The organism is Blastococcus mobilis, assembly GCF_900188025.1.
Taxonomy (GTDB): domain Bacteria; phylum Actinomycetota; class Actinomycetes; order Mycobacteriales; family Geodermatophilaceae; genus Blastococcus_B; species Blastococcus_B mobilis.
Map to the genome: position 1 here is coordinate 1 of NZ_FZNO01000035.1, position 15,506 is coordinate 15,506.

The following is a 15,506-nucleotide window of genomic DNA, read 5'->3' on the forward strand; positions in this document are numbered from 1 at the left end:
ACAAACGCGAGTTCGTCTTCCGAGGCACCATCGACGTCGCCTCGATCAAGATCTGGCTGCGGACCCCTGCCAGCCAAGATCCGCCAGACACGCCCCAGTCCTTCCGCCCGGCGTCGACCAGCCGGATCACCGCAGCGCCCTCCTCGTCGGAGGCCTCCAGGTCGACCTCGACGTCGAAGCCCCAGTCGTGGTCTCCCGCCGGGTCGTCGAGGATCTGCCGCACCCGCCAGACTCCGGGCTCCGACTTGTCGATGATGAGCAGCGCCGGCCCGCGGGCGTCGGCGCTCGTGCCCACCTCGTCGTGCTCGGCGAAGTACGCGCGCACGACCTCCTCCCACCGGTCGGCGTCCCAGCCGGCGGCGCTGTCGAGTTCGCCGAGGTCGTACCAGCGGCGCCGCGCGAAGAGCTCCACCCGCCGGAAGAGGGCGTTGCGGACCATCGCGGTGAAGGCCCGCTCGTTGCCGGTCAGCGGCCGGGGGCGGGCCGGCACGGCGACGGGCGCGTCCAGCGGCTGGTCGGGTGAGGTCAGCTGCTCCCACTCGTCCAGCAGCGACGAGTCGACCTGACGGACCAGCTCGCCGAGCCACTCGACGAGATCGGTGACCTCCTCGGTGCGCGCGGCGGCCGGCACCCCCGACCGGAGCGCCTTGAAGGCGTCCGAGAGGTAGCGCAGCACCGCGCCCTCCGCCCGCGTGAGCCCGTAGGTGTTGACGAACTCGCGGAAGGTGAACGCCCGCTCCCACATCTCGCGGACGACGGACTTCGGCGAGAGCTGCGCGTCGGCGGCCCAGGGATTGGTCTGCCGGTAGACGTCGTAGGCGTGGCCGAGCAGCTCCTCGAGCGGCTTGGGGTAGCTGATCTCCTCGAGCAGCTCCATCCGCTCGTCGTACTCGATGCCCTCGGCCTTCATCTGTGCGACGGCCTCGCCCTTGGCCTTGTTCAGCTGCGCGGCGAGGATCTGCCGTGGATCGTCGAGCGTCGCCTCGATCACCGACACGACGTCGAGCGCGTACGTCTCCGACTCCGGGTCCAACAGGTCGATCGCGGCCAGCGCGAACGTCGACAGCGGCTGGTTGAGCGCGAAGTCCGGCGGCAGGTCGACGGTCAGGTCGTAGCGCCGTCCGTCCGGCTCGGGCTCCGGCAGCCGGACCAGGACGCCGGCCTGCAGCAGCGACCGGGCGATGCCGATCGCCTCGCGGATGTGCTGCAGCTGCTTCTTGCGCGGCTCGTGGTTGTCGGTGAGCAGCCGGCGCATCGCCGCGAACGGGTCGCCGGGCCGGTCGACGACGTCGAGGATCATCGACGTCGAGACGCGCATGTTGCTCGTCAGCTTCTCGGGCTCGGCCTCGATGAGGCGCTTCATGGTTGCCTCGCTCCACGGCACCATGCCGTCGGGCACCTTCTTGCGCACCAGCTTGCGGCGCTTCTTCGGGTCGTCGGCCACCTTGGCGAACTGCTTGAGGTTCTCCACCTCGTGCTCGGGCGCCTGGACGACGACGGTGCCCGCGGTGTCGTAGCCCGCGCGTCCGGCCCGCCCGGCGATCTGGTGGAACTCGCGGGCCTGGAGCAGTCGGGTGCGGCTGCCGTCGTACTTCGACAGCGCCGAGAAGACGACGGTCCGGATCGGCACGTTGATGCCGACGCCGAGGGTGTCGGTGCCGCAGATGACCTTGAGCAGCCCGGCCTGCGCCAGCTGCTCGATCAGCCGCCGGTACTTGGGCAGCATGCCCGCGTGGTGGACGCCGATGCCGTGGCGGACCAGCCGCGACAGCGTCGTCCCGAAGGCGGAGGAGAAGCGGAAGCCGCCGATCATGTCGGCGATCGCGGCCTTCTCCTCCTTCGTGCTCACGTTGACGCTCATCAGCGCCTGCGCACGCTCCAGGGCCGACGCCTGGGTGAAGTGGACGACGTAGACCGGTGCCTGCTTGGTGTCCAGCAGGTCCTGGATCGTCTCGTGCATCGGCGTCGTCGCGTAGTAGTGGTGCAGCGGTACCGGGCGCTCGGCGTTGGCGATCAGCGCGGTCGGCCGGCCGGTGCGGCGGGTCAGGTCCTCCCGGAGGGAGGTGACGTCGCCGAGGGTGGCCGACATCAGCAGGAACTGCGCCTTCGGCAGCTCGAGCAGCGGCACCTGCCAGGCCCAGCCGCGGTCGGGGTCGCCGTAGAAGTGGAACTCGTCCATGACTACGAGCCCGATGTCGGCGTCCGCCCCTTCGCGCAGGGCGATGTTGGCCAGCACCTCGGCGGTGCAGGCGATGATCGGCGCACCGGCGTTGACCGACGCGTCACCGGTGAGCATCCCGACGTTGGCCGCCCCGAAGACGCCGCACAGGGCGAAGAACTTCTCGCTGACCAGCGCCTTGATCGGGGCGGTGTAGTAGCTGCGTCGTCCGGCGGCCAGGGCCGCGTACTGGGCACCGGTGGCGACCAGTGACTTGCCCGAGCCGGTGGGCGTCGCGAGGACCACGTTCGCGCCGCTGACCAACTCGATCAGCGCCTCCTCCTGCGCCGGGTACAGCGTCGTCCCGCTGGACTCCGCCCACTCCGCGAAGGAGGCGAACAGGTCATCGGGGTCGTTGCCGCGCGCCCGGAGCGCCGTGAGGTCGGCCGGGTCGTCGAGCAGGGGAGGGGCGGTCAGCGAGGAGGACATCGTGGGTACCAGCCTGCCTGACGCTTCTCCTCTTCCCGTGCAGGTGGCCGGTTCCGTCGCGGACGGCGGGGGTAGGGCGGCAGCACCGTCGACCCCAGGCGGGAGCCGCGTGCAGTCGGCGCGGCACCGAGCAGCCCAGGAGGATCCGTGTCAGAGCCCCGTCCCGAGACCCAGCCCGAACAGCAGCAGACCCCTCCCGGTGTGCTGGGCGAGATGACGCCCAAGCCCGACCACGGCGAGGAGAGCTACCGCGGGTCGGGAAGGTTGACCGGCAAGGCGGCCGTCATCACCGGTGGTGACAGCGGGATCGGCCGGGCGGTCGCGATCGCCTTCGCGCGCGAGGGCGCCGACATCCTGATCTCCTACCTGAACGAGCACGAGGACGCGAAGGACACCGCCAAGTACGTCGAGGAGGCCGGGCGCCGCTGCGTGCTCGTCCCCGGCGACCTCGCCGACCGGGCGCACGCCAAGACGATCATCCCCAAGGCCGTCGAGGAGTTCGGCAAGATCGACATCCTGGTCAACAACGCGGCCTTCCAGATGAGCCACCAGTCGCTGGACGAGGTCTCCGACGACGAATGGGACTACACGCTGGCGGTGAACCTCTCGGCGATGTTCACCCTCTGCAAGGACGCCATCCCGCACATGCAGCCAGGGGCGTCGATCATCAACTCGTCGTCGGTGAACTCCGACAGCCCCAGCCCGCACCTCGCGCCCTACGCGATGACCAAGGCCGGCATCGCCAACTTCACCGCCAGCCTCGCCCAGATGTATGCCGAGAAGGGCATCCGGGCGAACAGCGTCGCCCCCGGCCCGATCTGGACGCCGCTCATCCCGGCGACCATGCCGGAGGAGAAGGTGGACAGCTTCGGCCAGCAGGTGCCGATCGGGCGCCCCGGCCAGCCGGCGGAGCTCGCGCCGGTCTACGTGATGCTGGCCAGCGACGAGGCGTCCTACGTGTCGGGTGCCCGGGTGGCGGTCACCGGCGGCAAGCCGATCCTGTAGCCGTCCCGGTCAGCTGAGTGCCGCAGCGATCCGTCGGACGTCCTCGGGGCGGACGCGGCAGCAGCCGCCGACGAGTCGTGCACCGGCCGCGATCCAGGAGAGGATGTCGTCCGGTGAGAACTGCAGCGGCCCCCTCCAGCCACGGGCCACGGCGTCCCAGGTCTCGCCGCTGTTCGGGTAGGCGACGATCGGCTTCCCGGCGACCGACGCCGCGGCGATCGTGGGGCCGATCGCCGCGGGGGCGGTGCAGTTGACCCCGACCGCGACCACCTCGGCGACTCCCGCGGCCATCGCGTACACGTCGGCGGCGGGCTCCCCCCGGCGCGTGCGGGGAACGCCGTCGTCGTCGAGCACCGTCGTCAGGGACAGCCAGACGGGCACACCGAGGTACGCCGCCTCGCCGAGCAGCGCCTCCGCCTCGGCGGCGGCGGGCACGGTCTCGCAGGCGAGGACGTCGGCCCCGGCCTCGGCGAGCAGCTCCATCCGCGGCCGGTGGAAGGCGCGCAGCGCGGCCACGTCGATCTCGGCCACGTAGGCGCCGGTGTACTCCGAGCCGTCGGCCAGCATCGCCCCGTACGGGCCGATCGACCCCGCGACCCAGCCGCCCCCCTGCCCTTCCCGGGCCAGGACCACCGACAGCTCGATCAGCCGCCGGGCCCGGCGGACGTCCACGCCCATCGCGCCGAAGCCCTCGACGGTGGCCTGGTAGCTCGCGGTGGTCGCGACCTGGGCTCCCGCGGCAGCGAAGGCCGCGTGCGCCGCCACGATGGCCGCCGGGTCGTCCCGCAGCAGCCGGGCCGACCAGAGCGCGGAGGAGACGTCGTACCCGCGGGCCTCCAGCTCGGTCGAGAGGCCGCCGTCGAGCACGACCGGCCCGGAAACGAGAGCGTCCGCGAGGGAAGGCATGCCGGTGATCATCCCGCGGGTAGAGGCCGTCCATGGTGTTCATCTGGAGCAGTGGTTGGGGCCCTCGTCGCCGTCGTCCCCGACGGAGGTACGGCTACGGCCCGCCGCCGGGCTACGGGTACGGCGCGCCGGCGGGCTACGGGTACGGACGGCGCAACGACAGCTGTCTGCGCGACCTGCTCTTCCTCAACACCGGATGCTGCCTGGCCAACGCGGTCGGCTGCGGAATGGACTCGATGCTGCTGGCGCCGACGACGCTGCGCGAGGTACGGGTGGCCGGCACGGGGGAGCGCGGCACCCGGTTCGCCGACCGCATGATCGCCGCCGTGCGCGTCTACCAGCGACGGATCAGCCCGTCCCGGCCGCCGTGCTGCCGGTTCACCCCGACGTGCTCGGCCTACGCCGTCGCGGCCCTCGAACGGCACGGTGCCCGGCGCGGCTCCTGGCTGACCCTGCGCCGCCTGGCGCGCTGCCGCCCGGGCGTGACCGGAGGGGTGGACCCGGTGCCTGCCTGACCCGTCCGGAGGAAAGCGGGCGGGCCTCGAAGACCGCTCGGTCAGACTGTTCCCATGCCCGGGATCGACGACGCTTCCGGTGACCTCCCGGTCACCGGTTCCGTCGTCGTGCCCGCGTCCGCGCTGACCTGGCGGTTCTCCCGTTCCTCCGGGCCAGGGGGTCAAGGGGTCAACACGGCTGACTCCCGCGTCGAGCTGTGGGTCGCCCCGCTGGACCTCCCCGGCCTGACCGAGCACCAGCAGCAGCGGCTGGCCGCCCGCCTCGGCAACCGGCTCGTCGACGGCAGGTTGACCATCGCCGCCAGTGAGCACCGGCAGCAGCTGCGCAACCGGCAGGCCGCCCGCGAACGGCTTGCCGCGGTCCTCCGCGCAGCCCTCGCACCTCCGCCGCCGAGTCGCCGGAGGACCAAGCCGACCCGTGGCTCGCAGGAGCGCCGGATCGAGGCGAAGAAGCAGCGCGGTCAGCTCAAGAAGCAGCGCCGATCCTGGGACTAGCCGAGGGAGTCCCGGCGCCGCCGCAGGAACATCCGGTCCGCCTCGTTGCCGGCGAGCGTGATGGCAGCGTCGTACGCCGCGGCTGCCTCCGCCCGCCGACCCAGGCGGCGGAGCAGGTCCGCCCGGACGGCATGGAGCAGGTGGTGCCGGGTCAGGTCGAGCTCCTCGACGAGCGCCAGCCCGGCCGCCGGGCCGGACACCTCGGCCACCGCGACCGCCCGGTGCAGGGCCACCACCGGGCTCGGTGCGACTGCCGTCAGCTGGTCGTAGAGGGTGACGATCTGGGCCCAGTCGGTGTCCGTTGCCGAGGCGGCGTCGCTGTGCACGGCGTTGATGGCGGCCTGGATCTGGTACGGCCCGGGTCGGTTGCGCCGCAGGCACTCCCGGACCAGGTCCTTTCCCTCGGCGATCTGCGATCGGTCCCAGAGCTCACGATCCTGGTCCGCCAGCAGGACCGGCTCGCCGTGCGGCCCCGCCCGCGCCGGCCGGCGCGCCTCGGTCAGCAGCATCAGGGCCAGCAGACCGGTCACCTCGGGCTCGTCGGGCATCAGTTGCCGCAGCAGCCGGCCGAGCCGGACGGCCTCGGTGCACAGGTCCTCGCGGACGAGCCGGTCCCCGGAGGTCGCGGTGTGGCCCTCGGTGAAGACCAGGTAGACGACGGCGAGGACGGCGCGCAACCGGTCGGGCAGCTCGGCCTCGGACGGCACCCGGTACGGGATGCGGGCGTCCCGGATCTTGGCCTTGGCGCGCACCAGCCGCTGGGCCATCGTCGGCTCGGGCACGAGGAACGCGGCGGCGACCTCCGCGGTGGTCAGCCCGCCCAGCAGCCGCAGTGTCAGTGCCACCTGCGCGGCCGTCGACAGCGACGGGTGGCAGCAGGTGAAGATCAGCCGGAGCCGGTCGTCCTGCACGGCACCCACCTCCACCGGTCCGTCGTCGGCCTGGAGCAGTACGGCCTGGACGTGCCGGTCCGCCCGTGAGCTCTCCCGCCGCAGCCGGTCGATCGCCCGGTTCCGGGCGGTCGTGACGATCCAGCCCGCCGGGCTGGGCGGGACGCCGTCGGCGGGCCAGCGCTGGACCGCCGTCAGGAACGCGTCCTGCACTGCCTCCTCGGCGGCGTCGAAGTCACCGAGGAGGCGGACGAGGACGGCGACCGCGCGGCCGTAGTGCTCGCGGAACACACGGTCGATCTCGGGCGACCCGGGCACGAGCCGGTCAGCCGCCCTCGCCGGCGCGGAAGGGCCTGACCTCGATCGGCAGGGTCGTCGCCTGGGCGAGCTTGCGGCCCCACTCGAGCGCGGTGTCCAGATCGGGCGCCTGGATGATGCTGAAGCCGCCGACGTGCTCCTTGCCCTCGATGTAGGGGCCGTCGGTCACGAGCACGTCGCCGTCCTCCGGCCGCAGCACGGTGGCGGTGCCGGGCGGATGGAGACCACCGCTGAAGACCCAGACGCCGGCGTCGTGCATCTCCCGGTCGACCGCCTCGACGTTCTTCATGATCGCGGCCAGCGCCTCCGGTTCGGGGACTCCACCGGCGGGCTCGAACACGGTGAGCAGGTACTGCTGCATGACGTTCCTCCTCGGTTCGTGACCGGCGTCGCGCCGGTCACTCACCCCTGTACGAACGGCGCCCGCCCGAATCGACAGGCTGGGACAGCGAAGTTCTCAGCCGGTGAACAGGGGTTGAGGCTGCCGGACCACGACCCACAGCGGGAGCTCGTCGTCCGCCGTCCGACCGGTCCAGGTGACCTCGAAGCCGAAGCCGCGCAGGAAGCGGACGTTGGCCCAGGAGAAGACGGCGGCCGCGGCGAGCACACGATCGGTGTCGCACCGCACCAGCGCGGGTGCCAGCACCGCGGCCGCCAGACCGCGCCGACGCGACGACGGGCGGACCCCGAGGTGCAGCAACCACCAGTGCGGTTCGGTGGGCCGGGCCGCGGCGACGATCGCGGCGGTGTCGCGGACGGCGCTGATCCGGTCCGCGGAGAGGTAGGGCAGCTCGCTCGCCAGGGCCGCCCGGACGTCGGAGGGGAGCGGAGCGGCCCCCGCGGCCCCGGGTGGGGGCTCCCAGACGGCGACGGCGGAGACGTCGTCGGTCACCCACGCCGTGCCGGTGCCCACCCCCCGGTGAGCGGCGTCGAGTTCGTGGAACCGGGTGAGCCGCTGCATGCGGCCGTCGTCGGGCAGTGCCCAGCGGGTCCAGCGGGAGTCGGCGAGGGCGATGGTCAGCGTAGCGGCGATGCTCGGGACGTCGCGCTGCTCGGCCCGGCGGACGTCGGGCCCCTCCTCCTCCGGGGTGTCGATCCGCCGGATCGTAGGGCCCTGGGTCACCCCGGCATTCGACCACGCCCGGGGACGACGGCGGGGGGCCGCCCGCTGGGACGCCCCCCGCCGGGGGTGCTGCTGTCGTGGCGCGGGGCAGGCGATCTGCTCAGGTGTCGAAGCCCGCGCGGTCGACCTTGCGGTGGAAGCGGTCGCCGAGCTTGCCGCCGACGACGGCTCCGAGCAGCGTGACCAGAAGGACGGCCACGAGCGCGATGATGCCGCCCGTGGTGGCGGTGCCCTCGTCGATCGGGATGCGCGGCAGGTTCAGCTGCTGGAGGACGTTGTACTGCGAGCCGAACACCAATCCGGCGAGGGCCAGCACCAGGACCACGAGCAGGCCGATCACCCAGACGGCGATGCCCTGGCGGACGCCGTCGAAGCGGGCCATCCGGCCGGCGACGTAGCCCCCTGCCAGGTAGGCGAGGAACAGGATCGCCAGCAGCACGATGCCGCCGACGACGCCGATCGTCTCGGCCTCCTGGGCGGCCTCGTCGGTGGACGGAACCCCCTGGGTGAGGCCGACGGCGACACCCGCGGCGCTGAGCAGGGCGACCAGCAGCACCGCCAGGCCGTTGGCGGAGAGCCAGCCGAAGAAGGCGGCGCCCCACTTGATGCCGCCGTAACGGGACCGCTGGGCGTCGACCGCGTCGCGGGCCGCACCCTTCGTCGAGTGGGCTCCCTCGGTGGAGCCGGCGGGCTGGGACATCACGAGCGCCGGACGGCGTCGTCGGTGTCGAGCTCGATCTGCTCCTTGCGGACGGCCTCGGTGACCGTCTGCTGCTCGGTGACCGTCTCGGTGTCCAGGCGTACGCGCTCGACCGGCACGGCCTCCTTGGCCACGACCGGCCGCTCGGCGTGCAGGACGACCTCGTGCTCCTCCTCGGAGATCGCCGGGCCGTCCAGCGCGTCGCCGATGTTGGCGTCGGTGATCGGCTCGCGCTCCAGGCGGAGCTCCTCGTGGGCCACCGGCACGGTCTGGGTGACGTTCTCCGTGACGACGTACTTGCGCAGTCGGGCCCGGCCGCTCTCCACGCGCCGCGTGCCCACCTGCAGGTGCTCCTCGGAGCGGGTCATGGCGTTGTCGGTCGTGGGGCCGGACGTGTCATGGCCGACCGTGCCGTGGCCGACCGTGCCGTGCCCGACGGTGTCGCGGGTCGTGTCCGCGACCGGGGCGCTGGAGTCGGTCCCGATGCCGTAGTAGCGGTAGAGCTCGGTCTCCTCGGCGGGGGAGAGGTGTCCCTCGGAGTCGATGTGCGGGGCGTTCTTCACCGTCTCCTTGTCGTAGGGGACGCGCAGGTCGTCGCCGGTGATGTCGGCCTGCGCCAGCGGTACGAAGGCCTCCTTCGTGCCGAACATGCCGGTGCGGACGGTGGCCCACTCGGGACGGCCGGTCTCGTCGTCGAGGTAGACCTCGCTGACGGTGCCGAGCTTCCCGTCGGGGCCGACGGCCGTGCTGCCGATGACGACGTCGAGCTGCTGTTCGGTGATCATGGCGCTCCTCGCGGGTCAGGGCTCGGGATAGTGGTGCCGCCGCGGGGGTCGGTGGTCCCGGCGGTCGGTCGTCCTGGGCCATGCCCGGCGATTTACCTTGTAAACAACCTTTCGGCGTGTCCGTCCGTCAGCGTCGCCGGTCCCCGCGGCGCGGCGTCCGGCCCTCGGCCAGGACGATCTCCAGACGCTCCAGGAGGTTCTCCAGCGCTTCCTCGAACTCCGCCGCCGACTCGTCCAGGGAGAGCAGCGACTCCAGGCGGACGACGGTGGGGTACTCGCTCAGGTCGGTGGCCGCAGCGGTCGCGGGCACTCCCTCCGGCTGGTCCTCCGGGCTGATCTTCACGCCCTTCTGCGAGACCTCCAGGAGGAGGTGCCCGAGCAGGAAGCTGGAGTAGGCCCGGTAGGCGGCGACCGCGGCCTCCTCGGTGAACCCGCTGTCGATCAGTGCGGTCAGGAAGGACTCGACCCACCGCAGGCTGCGCAGCGGCGGTCGCACCCAGGGGGCCGCCGGTGGGCGGCTGGCCACCAGGGGGAACACCTCCGGATGGGCCAGTGCGATCCGCCGGACCCCGTGCGCCAGCCGCTGCAGGTAGTCCTGCCAGCCGTGCGACGCGGACAGATGGACGTCGGGGTCGCCGTACAGCTCGTCGATGACGGACTCGACCACGCCGTCGAGCAGGTTCTCCCGGCCGGGCACGTAGCGGTAGAGCGCCATGGCCTCGACCCCGAGGTAGGCACCGAGCCGTCGCATGGTCAGGGCGTTGAGGCCCTCCTGGTCGATGAACGCGATCGCCGCGCCGAGCACCCGGCGTCGGTCGAGCGCTCCGCGGCCGCCGCCCGGCGGAGCGGCCGGGATGGCGGCGGCCGCCCCGCCGCGGCCCTCAGGGCTGTCGGGGTCGGCGCCCTCGTGCGGAGTCGTCATGGCCTCGCTCCTTCGCGTGCGTCCGGCCCCTGCGGAGTGACATCTTCCGCCGGAGGCGTCGCACAGGACCGGGTGCCCCCTGCCGGGCCATCGGACCCCGGGGTCGACGCCGGTGCCCACGCTCCGCGCGTCAGGGTGCGGGGACGACGACCGACGCCACCGAGGGGCCGCCGCACTCCTCGCTGCCACCCACGCGCCGCCAGTCCAGGTCGGCGTCGAGCGCGGCGAGCTCGGTCCCGTCCGGCCCCAGGACCGTGAGGACGGCGGAGTCCGGCGTCGTCATGTCGAGCTGGACGACGGTGGACCTCCCGGTCAGGGGCACCGTCACCCGGTTCGCTTCGCCCGTGGACCCCGGCATCGGGCCGCAGCGCGACGAGCACCCCACGGTCAGGGTTCCGCCCGCCACGTCCGGCCAGCCGTCCGCCAGACCGACGGTCAGCGTGTTCGACCACCCGATCGCCGGGCAGACCGTCGTCCCGCTCGCCGTGCACGCAGCGAACGCCAGCGCGGCGGCGACCGCGCACACGCCCGTCGCGATCCACGGGGCGGCCGGTTCGTCGTCCATGCCCCCTGCACGCCGTGACGGTCGTCGTGGGCCCACAACGGTGGTCACACATCGGCAGCGGCCGTCAGGGGCGGTTCCTCAGGAACGGGGAAGGCCCAGATCCGCCAGGGCGACCGCGACCGCGTCCTCGTGCAGCAGGTCGAGCACGAGCAGCCGGTGCACCAGCACACCGCGCCGGGTCAGCCGCAGGTCGGCCGCCCGCAGCCGGGGCAGGGTCGACACCGGACGCGGGGGGACCGGTGGCGGGTCGAGCAGACCGGCGGACTGCAGGTCGGCGACGTCCTCCCGGGCGCCCCAGGCCGACCAGGCCCGCGGCTCGGACTCCAGCGGAGCCATCGGCAGGGGCACCCGGTCGCGGCGGCCGACGCCGGCCAGGAGGGCCAGCTGCCGCCAGCTCAGCGTCTCGGCCAGCCGCAGCGCCCGCCGGGCGAGTCCGAGGTCGACGTCGGGGGAGACGGCCACCCCGGCCAGCAGGTAACCCAGGTGCCGGACCCGTCGCTCCTCGGTCGACCGCCGGGCCGCGGCGAGGACGGCCTCGGCCAGCTCCTCGGCCGCCGGACGACTCCCCGGCCGCGGGTCGAACCAGCCGTCGGTGCGCGCGGACCGGCCGTTGCGGTGCAGGGTGGCCGCGTACTCGACGGCGAATGCCAGGGCAGCTCCGGCGCGCACCCGCTCCCGCGGGAGCGGCACTGCGCCGGCCTCGTCGGCGCTCGTCCGCAGGCACCCGGCGAACCGGTCGTCGACCTGGACCATCGCCGCCCGGGGCTCGAAGACCACGGTCGCGGCGGCCCGGCACATCGACCCGGCTACGGGACTGCCGGCCTCGATGAGGTCCCGGCCCGTCGTCGTCTCCTCGGAAGCGGTCACCCGGTGATCTTCGTCGGTATGGGTACCGGGCTGCACACCGGGAACCGGATCCTCCCCACAGGGGGGGCAGCCGCGGTGCCGGAAGGTCACAGCTCGAGGCGGTAGCCGCGCTGCACCTCGTCCTCGACGACGGGCGTGCCGAGCGCCGCCCGCAGTCGGGTCACGGCCATCTCCACCGCGTGCCCGTCCCCGCCGCTGGGCAGCGCGGCGACCAGGTCCGCCCGGGGGACGACGTGGCCGGGACGGCGGGCCAGCTCGCGCAGGACCGCCATCGGCCCGGGGGCGAGCTCGACGAGCCGCCCGTCCAGGACGGCGGCGTACCCGCGCACCTGCAGCGTGTGCGGCCCGATCTGCAGTAGCGGGTCGCGCTCGGGCAGGCGGGCCTCGACCTCGCGGGCCAGCGGCCCGAGACGGGCCCGCTCGGGCTGGCGGGACGGGATGCCGGCGGCGTCCAGCGGGCCGGCGGTGACCGGCCCGACAGCGACGGCGAGAACCCGCCCGTTCATGGCGGTCACCACGTCCTCCAGCAGGCCGAGCTCGTCGGCCACGGTGAGCAGGCCGGCCGCGGCCGGAGCGCTGGTGAAGGTGACCGCGTCGACGCCTCCGGCGGCGATCGTGCTCACCAACCGGCGTACGGGGGCGACGTCCTCCGGCAGCACCCAGCGGTAGACGGGCACCGTCACCACCTCGGCACCGGAGGCCCGCAGACCCGCGACCAGATCGGCGAGCGGGTCGCCGTGCAGCTGGACGGCGATCCGGCGTCCCTCCAGCGGCCCCTCGGCGCCGGACAGCAGGTGGGAGAGGACCTCCGCGGACGACTCCGACTCCGGCGACCACGCGTCCACCAGGCCGCCGCCGCGGATGGCGCCGCGAGCCTTCGGGCCCCGTGCCAGCACGCGCGCGGAGCGGAGGTGCTCGACCAGGGGCAGGTCCCACGTGGCGGCCGCCTCCAGCCACCCCCGGAAGCCGACGCCCGTGGTGGCGACGACGAGGTCGACGGGCTGGGCGAGGACCTCCCGCGTGGCCGCCACCAGCTCGGCGTCGTCGGCCAGCGGCACGATCCGGATGGCCGGCGCGTAGACCACCCGGGCACCCCGGCGGTCGAGCAGCGCGCCCAGTTCCTCCTTGCGCCTCGCGGCGGTGACCGCGACCGTGTACCCGGCCAGCGGCAGAGCGTCGGTCGCCGCCTCGGGGGCGTGCACGTGGTCGGTCACCCCTCCATCGTGCGGGGTCCTCCCTGCCGGCACGTGTCGGGGCTCCGCGCTGTCCATCACGTGCCCGCGGTGGTTCCTGGGGCGGTCCCCTGGAGGGACACGAAGGCTCCGGCGGGGGAGGCCGCGGCGCTGTCGAGCCGGAGATCGGCGCGCATCCGGGTGTCCTCGCGGGCGAACTCCGCTGCCTCGGTGGTCTGCCACCGGCGCCACTGGGGTGCCAGCTCGGCGCCGTCGCGGGCCAGTCCGCGGGCGACGCGCAGCTCCGCGGGCGCCTCGACCCAGATCCGCAGGCTCGTCCACCGGTCGAGGCGACGGGGGCTGCTGCCGCATCCCTCGACCAGGAGCACCGGCCGGACCGGTACGGGCGTGGGCTGCGGAGCGAACCGCTCCGCCGCCCAGTCGTAGCGGTGGTGGGCCCCGGCGCGGCCCTCGGCCAGCGGCCGCAGGACGCCGGCCTCGAGTCGGCCCACCGCCCCGGTCATCGACCAGCCGGCGTACAGGTCCTCGAGGTGCACCACGGTCGCGACGTCGCCGAGCGCGCCGGCCAGCCGGCCCGCGAGGGTGGTCTTGCCCGAGCCGGCCGGTCCGTCGATGCAGACGAGCCGGACGGCGCCCAGTCGGGCCGGCGACGCCTCCACACGGGCGACCAGCTCGGCCACGGTGATGGTGCTCAGCGGACGGCCAGGGTCCACGTCGGCACCGGGCCGCCGCTGCTGACCACCAGCCCTCGGCTGGCCAGCAGCCGCAGGTGGGCGTCGGTCTCGGTCACCGCGAAGATCCGCATCCGCCGCTCGTACTCCTCCCAGGGCCGCGACCAGGTGAGATGTGCGGCGAGCTCCCAGGGAGTAGTGCCCGGATGGGCGCGGACGGCGGTGAGCAGCTCGGTCAGCCGCAGCTCGTGGTGAGCGGTCAGCGCGTCGACCCGGGCGTCGAGCCCGCGGAAGCGCCATTCGTGGGCGGGCAGCACCTCGGCGGGGTCCAGGTCCCGGACGGCGGCCAGCGACTCGAGGAAGTCGCGCAGTGGATCGGCCGCGCCCGAGCCCCCGGTGGAGATGTTGGGACTGATCCGGGGGAGGACGTGGTCGCCGGAGAAGAACAGCCGGGTCTCCTCCTCGGCGAAGCACAGGTGCCCGGGCGTGTGCCCCGGCGTGTGGACCGCGCGCATCCGCCAGCCGGGGAAGTCGGCGTGCTCGCCGTCCTCCAGCAGTCGGTCCGGCACGGCCATCCGGGTGAACCGCTCCATGTTCTCGGCCGGCCCCACGTCGGACACCGCCTCGTCGCGCCGGGCACCCAGGCCGACGAGGAAGTCCACCTCGGCGGCCACCGCATCGGCGCCGCCCCGGCGGTTCCACCCCCGCACCAGGGTGGCGTCGGCCGGGTGCATCGCGATCCACGCCCCGCTGGCCTCCCGGACGCGGGCGGCCAGGCCCAGGTGGTCGAAGTGCAGGTGGGTGACCAGTACGCCGCGGACGTCGTCCATGCCGGCGCCGATCGAGGCAAGGCCGCCGGTGAGCGCGGTCCACGCCTCCTCGCTCTCCCAGCCGGTGTCGAGCAGGCCCAGGCCGCCGCCGTCCAGGGCGAACGCGTGGACGGTGACGTAGCGGAGCGGCCCGCCCATCGGCACGGGGATCGACCAGAGCCCGTCCCGGAGCTGCTCCACCGGCGGGAGCGAGCGGGCCTGCCAGGCGGCGTGCTGGGCGGTGCCGGTGGTCTCCACGCCTGGGCACTCTGCCAGTCGCCCGCGCCGTCCCTCGCCCACCCGGGTCCTGCGACCATGGAGGCGTGACACGAACTCCTGACGCCCGGGTGTCGGCGGTTCCCCGCCGGCTGCGCCTGCTGCTCGCCCTCCTCGGTGCGGTCGTGGTGGCCGTGATGGTGTTCGTCGCGGCGGGGCTGAAGGAGACGACCAACACCGTCGTCACCTATCGCACCTCCGACCAGGTGGCGATGGTCGGGCTCGGGCTCGTGCTGGCCGCCGGCATCCTCTTCCTCGGCCGGTCCCGGGTGGACGCCGACGCCGACGGCGTGCGTGTCCGCAACGTCGTCGTCCGCCACGAGCTGCCCTGGCAGGCGGTGCGGGCGGTGCGTTTCGAGCGGAAGTCCCCCTGGGCGTCGCTCCTGCTCGAGAACGACGACGAGATCTCGCTCCTGGCCGTGCAGGCGGTGGACAAGGAGCACGCCGTGCGGGCGGTCGAGAGTCTCCGGGCGCTGCACGCGGCGGCCCGCGCGAAGGATCCGGTACCGCCCCCTTTGCTCTACGACGACTGAGCGGCCCGTCCGGAGGCTCACCGCGAGCGAGCGGTGAGGGGGACGGGGTCCTCACCCGCTCGCAGGCTCGCGGCGGGACCCCGCAGGGGGCCGCGGCAGAGCTGGACGGGGTGGGAATGCCATCGTCCTCCCCGGCGCTGTAGAGTGGGCGAGCCTCCCCCCGCTACATCGAGGCGCGCGAACCATCCAGCGGCCCTGCCAGGGCCGCTGATCCAAGAGGAGCCCGCTCCCACCTGACGCCGTCCAGGCACTCAGGTCCCCGGATCGCGAGAGCCGGCCTCCGGTC

The 15,506-nt window shown here is 73.7% G+C and carries 17 protein-coding genes; 4 read left to right on the top strand and 13 right to left on the bottom strand.

Annotation, left to right across the window (positions count from 1 at the left end):
• Positions 1-2,647 (bottom strand): DEAD/DEAH box helicase (locus CHB94_RS21770; protein WP_254920839.1); only part of this gene is annotated, 2,647 nt, incomplete at its 3' end.
• 147 nt (positions 2,648-2,794) lie between these two features.
• Here CHB94_RS21770 and CHB94_RS21775 point away from each other — a divergent pair.
• Complete coding sequence (locus tag CHB94_RS21775; protein ID WP_089338654.1) at positions 2,795-3,652, top strand: SDR family oxidoreductase; 858 nt, start codon at positions 2,795-2,797, stop codon at positions 3,650-3,652.
• A gap of 9 nt (positions 3,653-3,661) precedes the next feature.
• On the opposite strand, the gene mmuM is transcribed toward CHB94_RS21775, so the two are convergent.
• The gene (mmuM, locus tag CHB94_RS21780; protein WP_217899432.1) at positions 3,662-4,558 is read right to left on the bottom strand and encodes a homocysteine S-methyltransferase; all 897 of its coding nucleotides are present in this window, start codon (positions 4,556-4,558) and stop codon (positions 3,662-3,664) included.
• Positions 4,559-4,590: 32 nt separating this feature from the next.
• On the opposite strand from mmuM, the gene yidD reads away from it, so the two are divergent.
• Both yidD and arfB read left to right on the top strand, forming a co-directional pair.
• A complete protein-coding gene (gene yidD, locus CHB94_RS21785; protein WP_089338656.1) occupies positions 4,591-5,073 on the top strand; it encodes a membrane protein insertion efficiency factor YidD in 483 nt (160 codons plus the stop codon).
• Positions 5,074-5,127: 54 nt separating this feature from the next.
• Positions 5,128-5,568 (top strand): alternative ribosome rescue aminoacyl-tRNA hydrolase ArfB, encoded by a 441-nt coding sequence (arfB, locus tag CHB94_RS21790; RefSeq protein ID WP_089338657.1) that lies wholly within the window; start codon positions 5,128-5,130, stop codon positions 5,566-5,568.
• On the opposite strand, the gene CHB94_RS21795 is transcribed toward arfB, so the two are convergent.
• The 11 genes from CHB94_RS21795 to CHB94_RS21845 all read right to left on the bottom strand — a co-directional run bounded on the left by CHB94_RS21795 (position 5,565) and on the right by CHB94_RS21845 (position 14,669).
• Positions 5,565-6,776, bottom strand: coding sequence for an RNA polymerase sigma factor (locus CHB94_RS21795; RefSeq protein WP_089338658.1), 1,212 nt, complete (start codon positions 6,774-6,776; stop codon positions 5,565-5,567). The two genes, arfB and CHB94_RS21795, sit on opposite strands and share 4 nt — an antisense overlap.
• 7 nt (positions 6,777-6,783) lie before the next feature.
• Positions 6,784-7,137, bottom strand: coding sequence for a YciI family protein (locus CHB94_RS21800; RefSeq protein ID WP_089338659.1), 354 nt, complete (start codon positions 7,135-7,137; stop codon positions 6,784-6,786).
• A 96-nt stretch (positions 7,138-7,233) separates the two neighbouring features.
• Positions 7,234-7,899 carry a GNAT family N-acetyltransferase gene (locus tag CHB94_RS21805; protein ID WP_089338660.1) on the bottom strand — a complete coding sequence of 222 codons (666 nt, stop codon included), beginning with the start codon at positions 7,897-7,899 and terminating at the stop codon, positions 7,234-7,236.
• 100 nt (positions 7,900-7,999) lie between these two features.
• Complete coding sequence (locus CHB94_RS21810) at positions 8,000-8,599, bottom strand: hypothetical protein (protein ID WP_089338661.1); 600 nt, start codon at positions 8,597-8,599, stop codon at positions 8,000-8,002.
• The gene (locus CHB94_RS21815) at positions 8,599-9,384 is read right to left on the bottom strand and encodes a DUF2382 domain-containing protein (RefSeq protein ID WP_089338662.1); all 786 of its coding nucleotides are present in this window, start codon (positions 9,382-9,384) and stop codon (positions 8,599-8,601) included. The genes CHB94_RS21810 and CHB94_RS21815 overlap by 1 nt, the downstream gene beginning before the upstream one ends.
• A 127-nt stretch (positions 9,385-9,511) precedes the next feature.
• Positions 9,512-10,306 (bottom strand): TetR/AcrR family transcriptional regulator C-terminal domain-containing protein, encoded by a 795-nt coding sequence (locus CHB94_RS21820; RefSeq protein ID WP_089338663.1) that lies wholly within the window; start codon positions 10,304-10,306, stop codon positions 9,512-9,514.
• A 130-nt stretch (positions 10,307-10,436) separates the two neighbouring features.
• Complete coding sequence (locus CHB94_RS21825; RefSeq protein ID WP_089338664.1) at positions 10,437-10,871, bottom strand: hypothetical protein; 435 nt, start codon at positions 10,869-10,871, stop codon at positions 10,437-10,439.
• Positions 10,872-10,949: 78 nt separating this feature from the next.
• Positions 10,950-11,738 carry a hypothetical protein gene (locus CHB94_RS21830; protein ID WP_089338665.1) on the bottom strand — a complete coding sequence of 263 codons (789 nt, stop codon included), beginning with the start codon at positions 11,736-11,738 and terminating at the stop codon, positions 10,950-10,952.
• 86 nt (positions 11,739-11,824) lie between these two features.
• Positions 11,825-12,952 carry a uroporphyrinogen-III synthase gene (locus CHB94_RS21835; protein ID WP_254920840.1) on the bottom strand — a complete coding sequence of 376 codons (1,128 nt, stop codon included), beginning with the start codon at positions 12,950-12,952 and terminating at the stop codon, positions 11,825-11,827.
• 56 nt (positions 12,953-13,008) lie between these two features.
• Entirely contained in the window at positions 13,009-13,644 is a 636-nt protein-coding gene (locus CHB94_RS21840; protein ID WP_217899433.1) for a uridine kinase family protein, read from the bottom strand.
• On the bottom strand, positions 13,623-14,669 hold the full coding sequence (locus tag CHB94_RS21845; protein WP_217899434.1) for an MBL fold metallo-hydrolase: 1,047 nt from the start codon (positions 14,667-14,669) through the stop codon (positions 13,623-13,625). Before CHB94_RS21845 ends, CHB94_RS21840 begins: the two co-directional genes overlap by 22 nt.
• Before the next feature lie 65 nt (positions 14,670-14,734).
• On the opposite strand from CHB94_RS21845, the gene CHB94_RS21850 reads away from it, so the two are divergent.
• Positions 14,735-15,220 (top strand): PH domain-containing protein, encoded by a 486-nt coding sequence (locus CHB94_RS21850; RefSeq protein ID WP_254920841.1) that lies wholly within the window; start codon positions 14,735-14,737, stop codon positions 15,218-15,220.
• The last annotated feature ends 286 nt before the right edge of the window (positions 15,221-15,506 follow it).

Coding starts and splice junctions, on each gene's coding strand:
- CHB94_RS21800 (WP_089338659.1), bottom strand. CDS start 7,137: ATGCAGCAGTACCTGCTCACCGTGTTCGAGCCCGCCGGTGGAGTCCCC.
- CHB94_RS21815 (WP_089338662.1), bottom strand. CDS start 9,384: ATGATCACCGAACAGCAGCTCGACGTCGTCATCGGCAGCACGGCCGTC.
- CHB94_RS21825 (WP_089338664.1), bottom strand. CDS start 10,871: ATGGACGACGAACCGGCCGCCCCGTGGATCGCGACGGGCGTGTGCGCG.
- yidD (WP_089338656.1), top strand. CDS start 4,591: ATGGTGTTCATCTGGAGCAGTGGTTGGGGCCCTCGTCGCCGTCGTCCC.
- CHB94_RS21810 (WP_089338661.1), bottom strand. CDS start 8,599: ATGTCCCAGCCCGCCGGCTCCACCGAGGGAGCCCACTCGACGAAGGGT.
- arfB (WP_089338657.1), top strand. CDS start 5,128: ATGCCCGGGATCGACGACGCTTCCGGTGACCTCCCGGTCACCGGTTCC.
- mmuM (WP_217899432.1), bottom strand. CDS start 4,558: ATGCCTTCCCTCGCGGACGCTCTCGTTTCCGGGCCGGTCGTGCTCGAC.
- CHB94_RS21820 (WP_089338663.1), bottom strand. CDS start 10,306: ATGACGACTCCGCACGAGGGCGCCGACCCCGACAGCCCTGAGGGCCGC.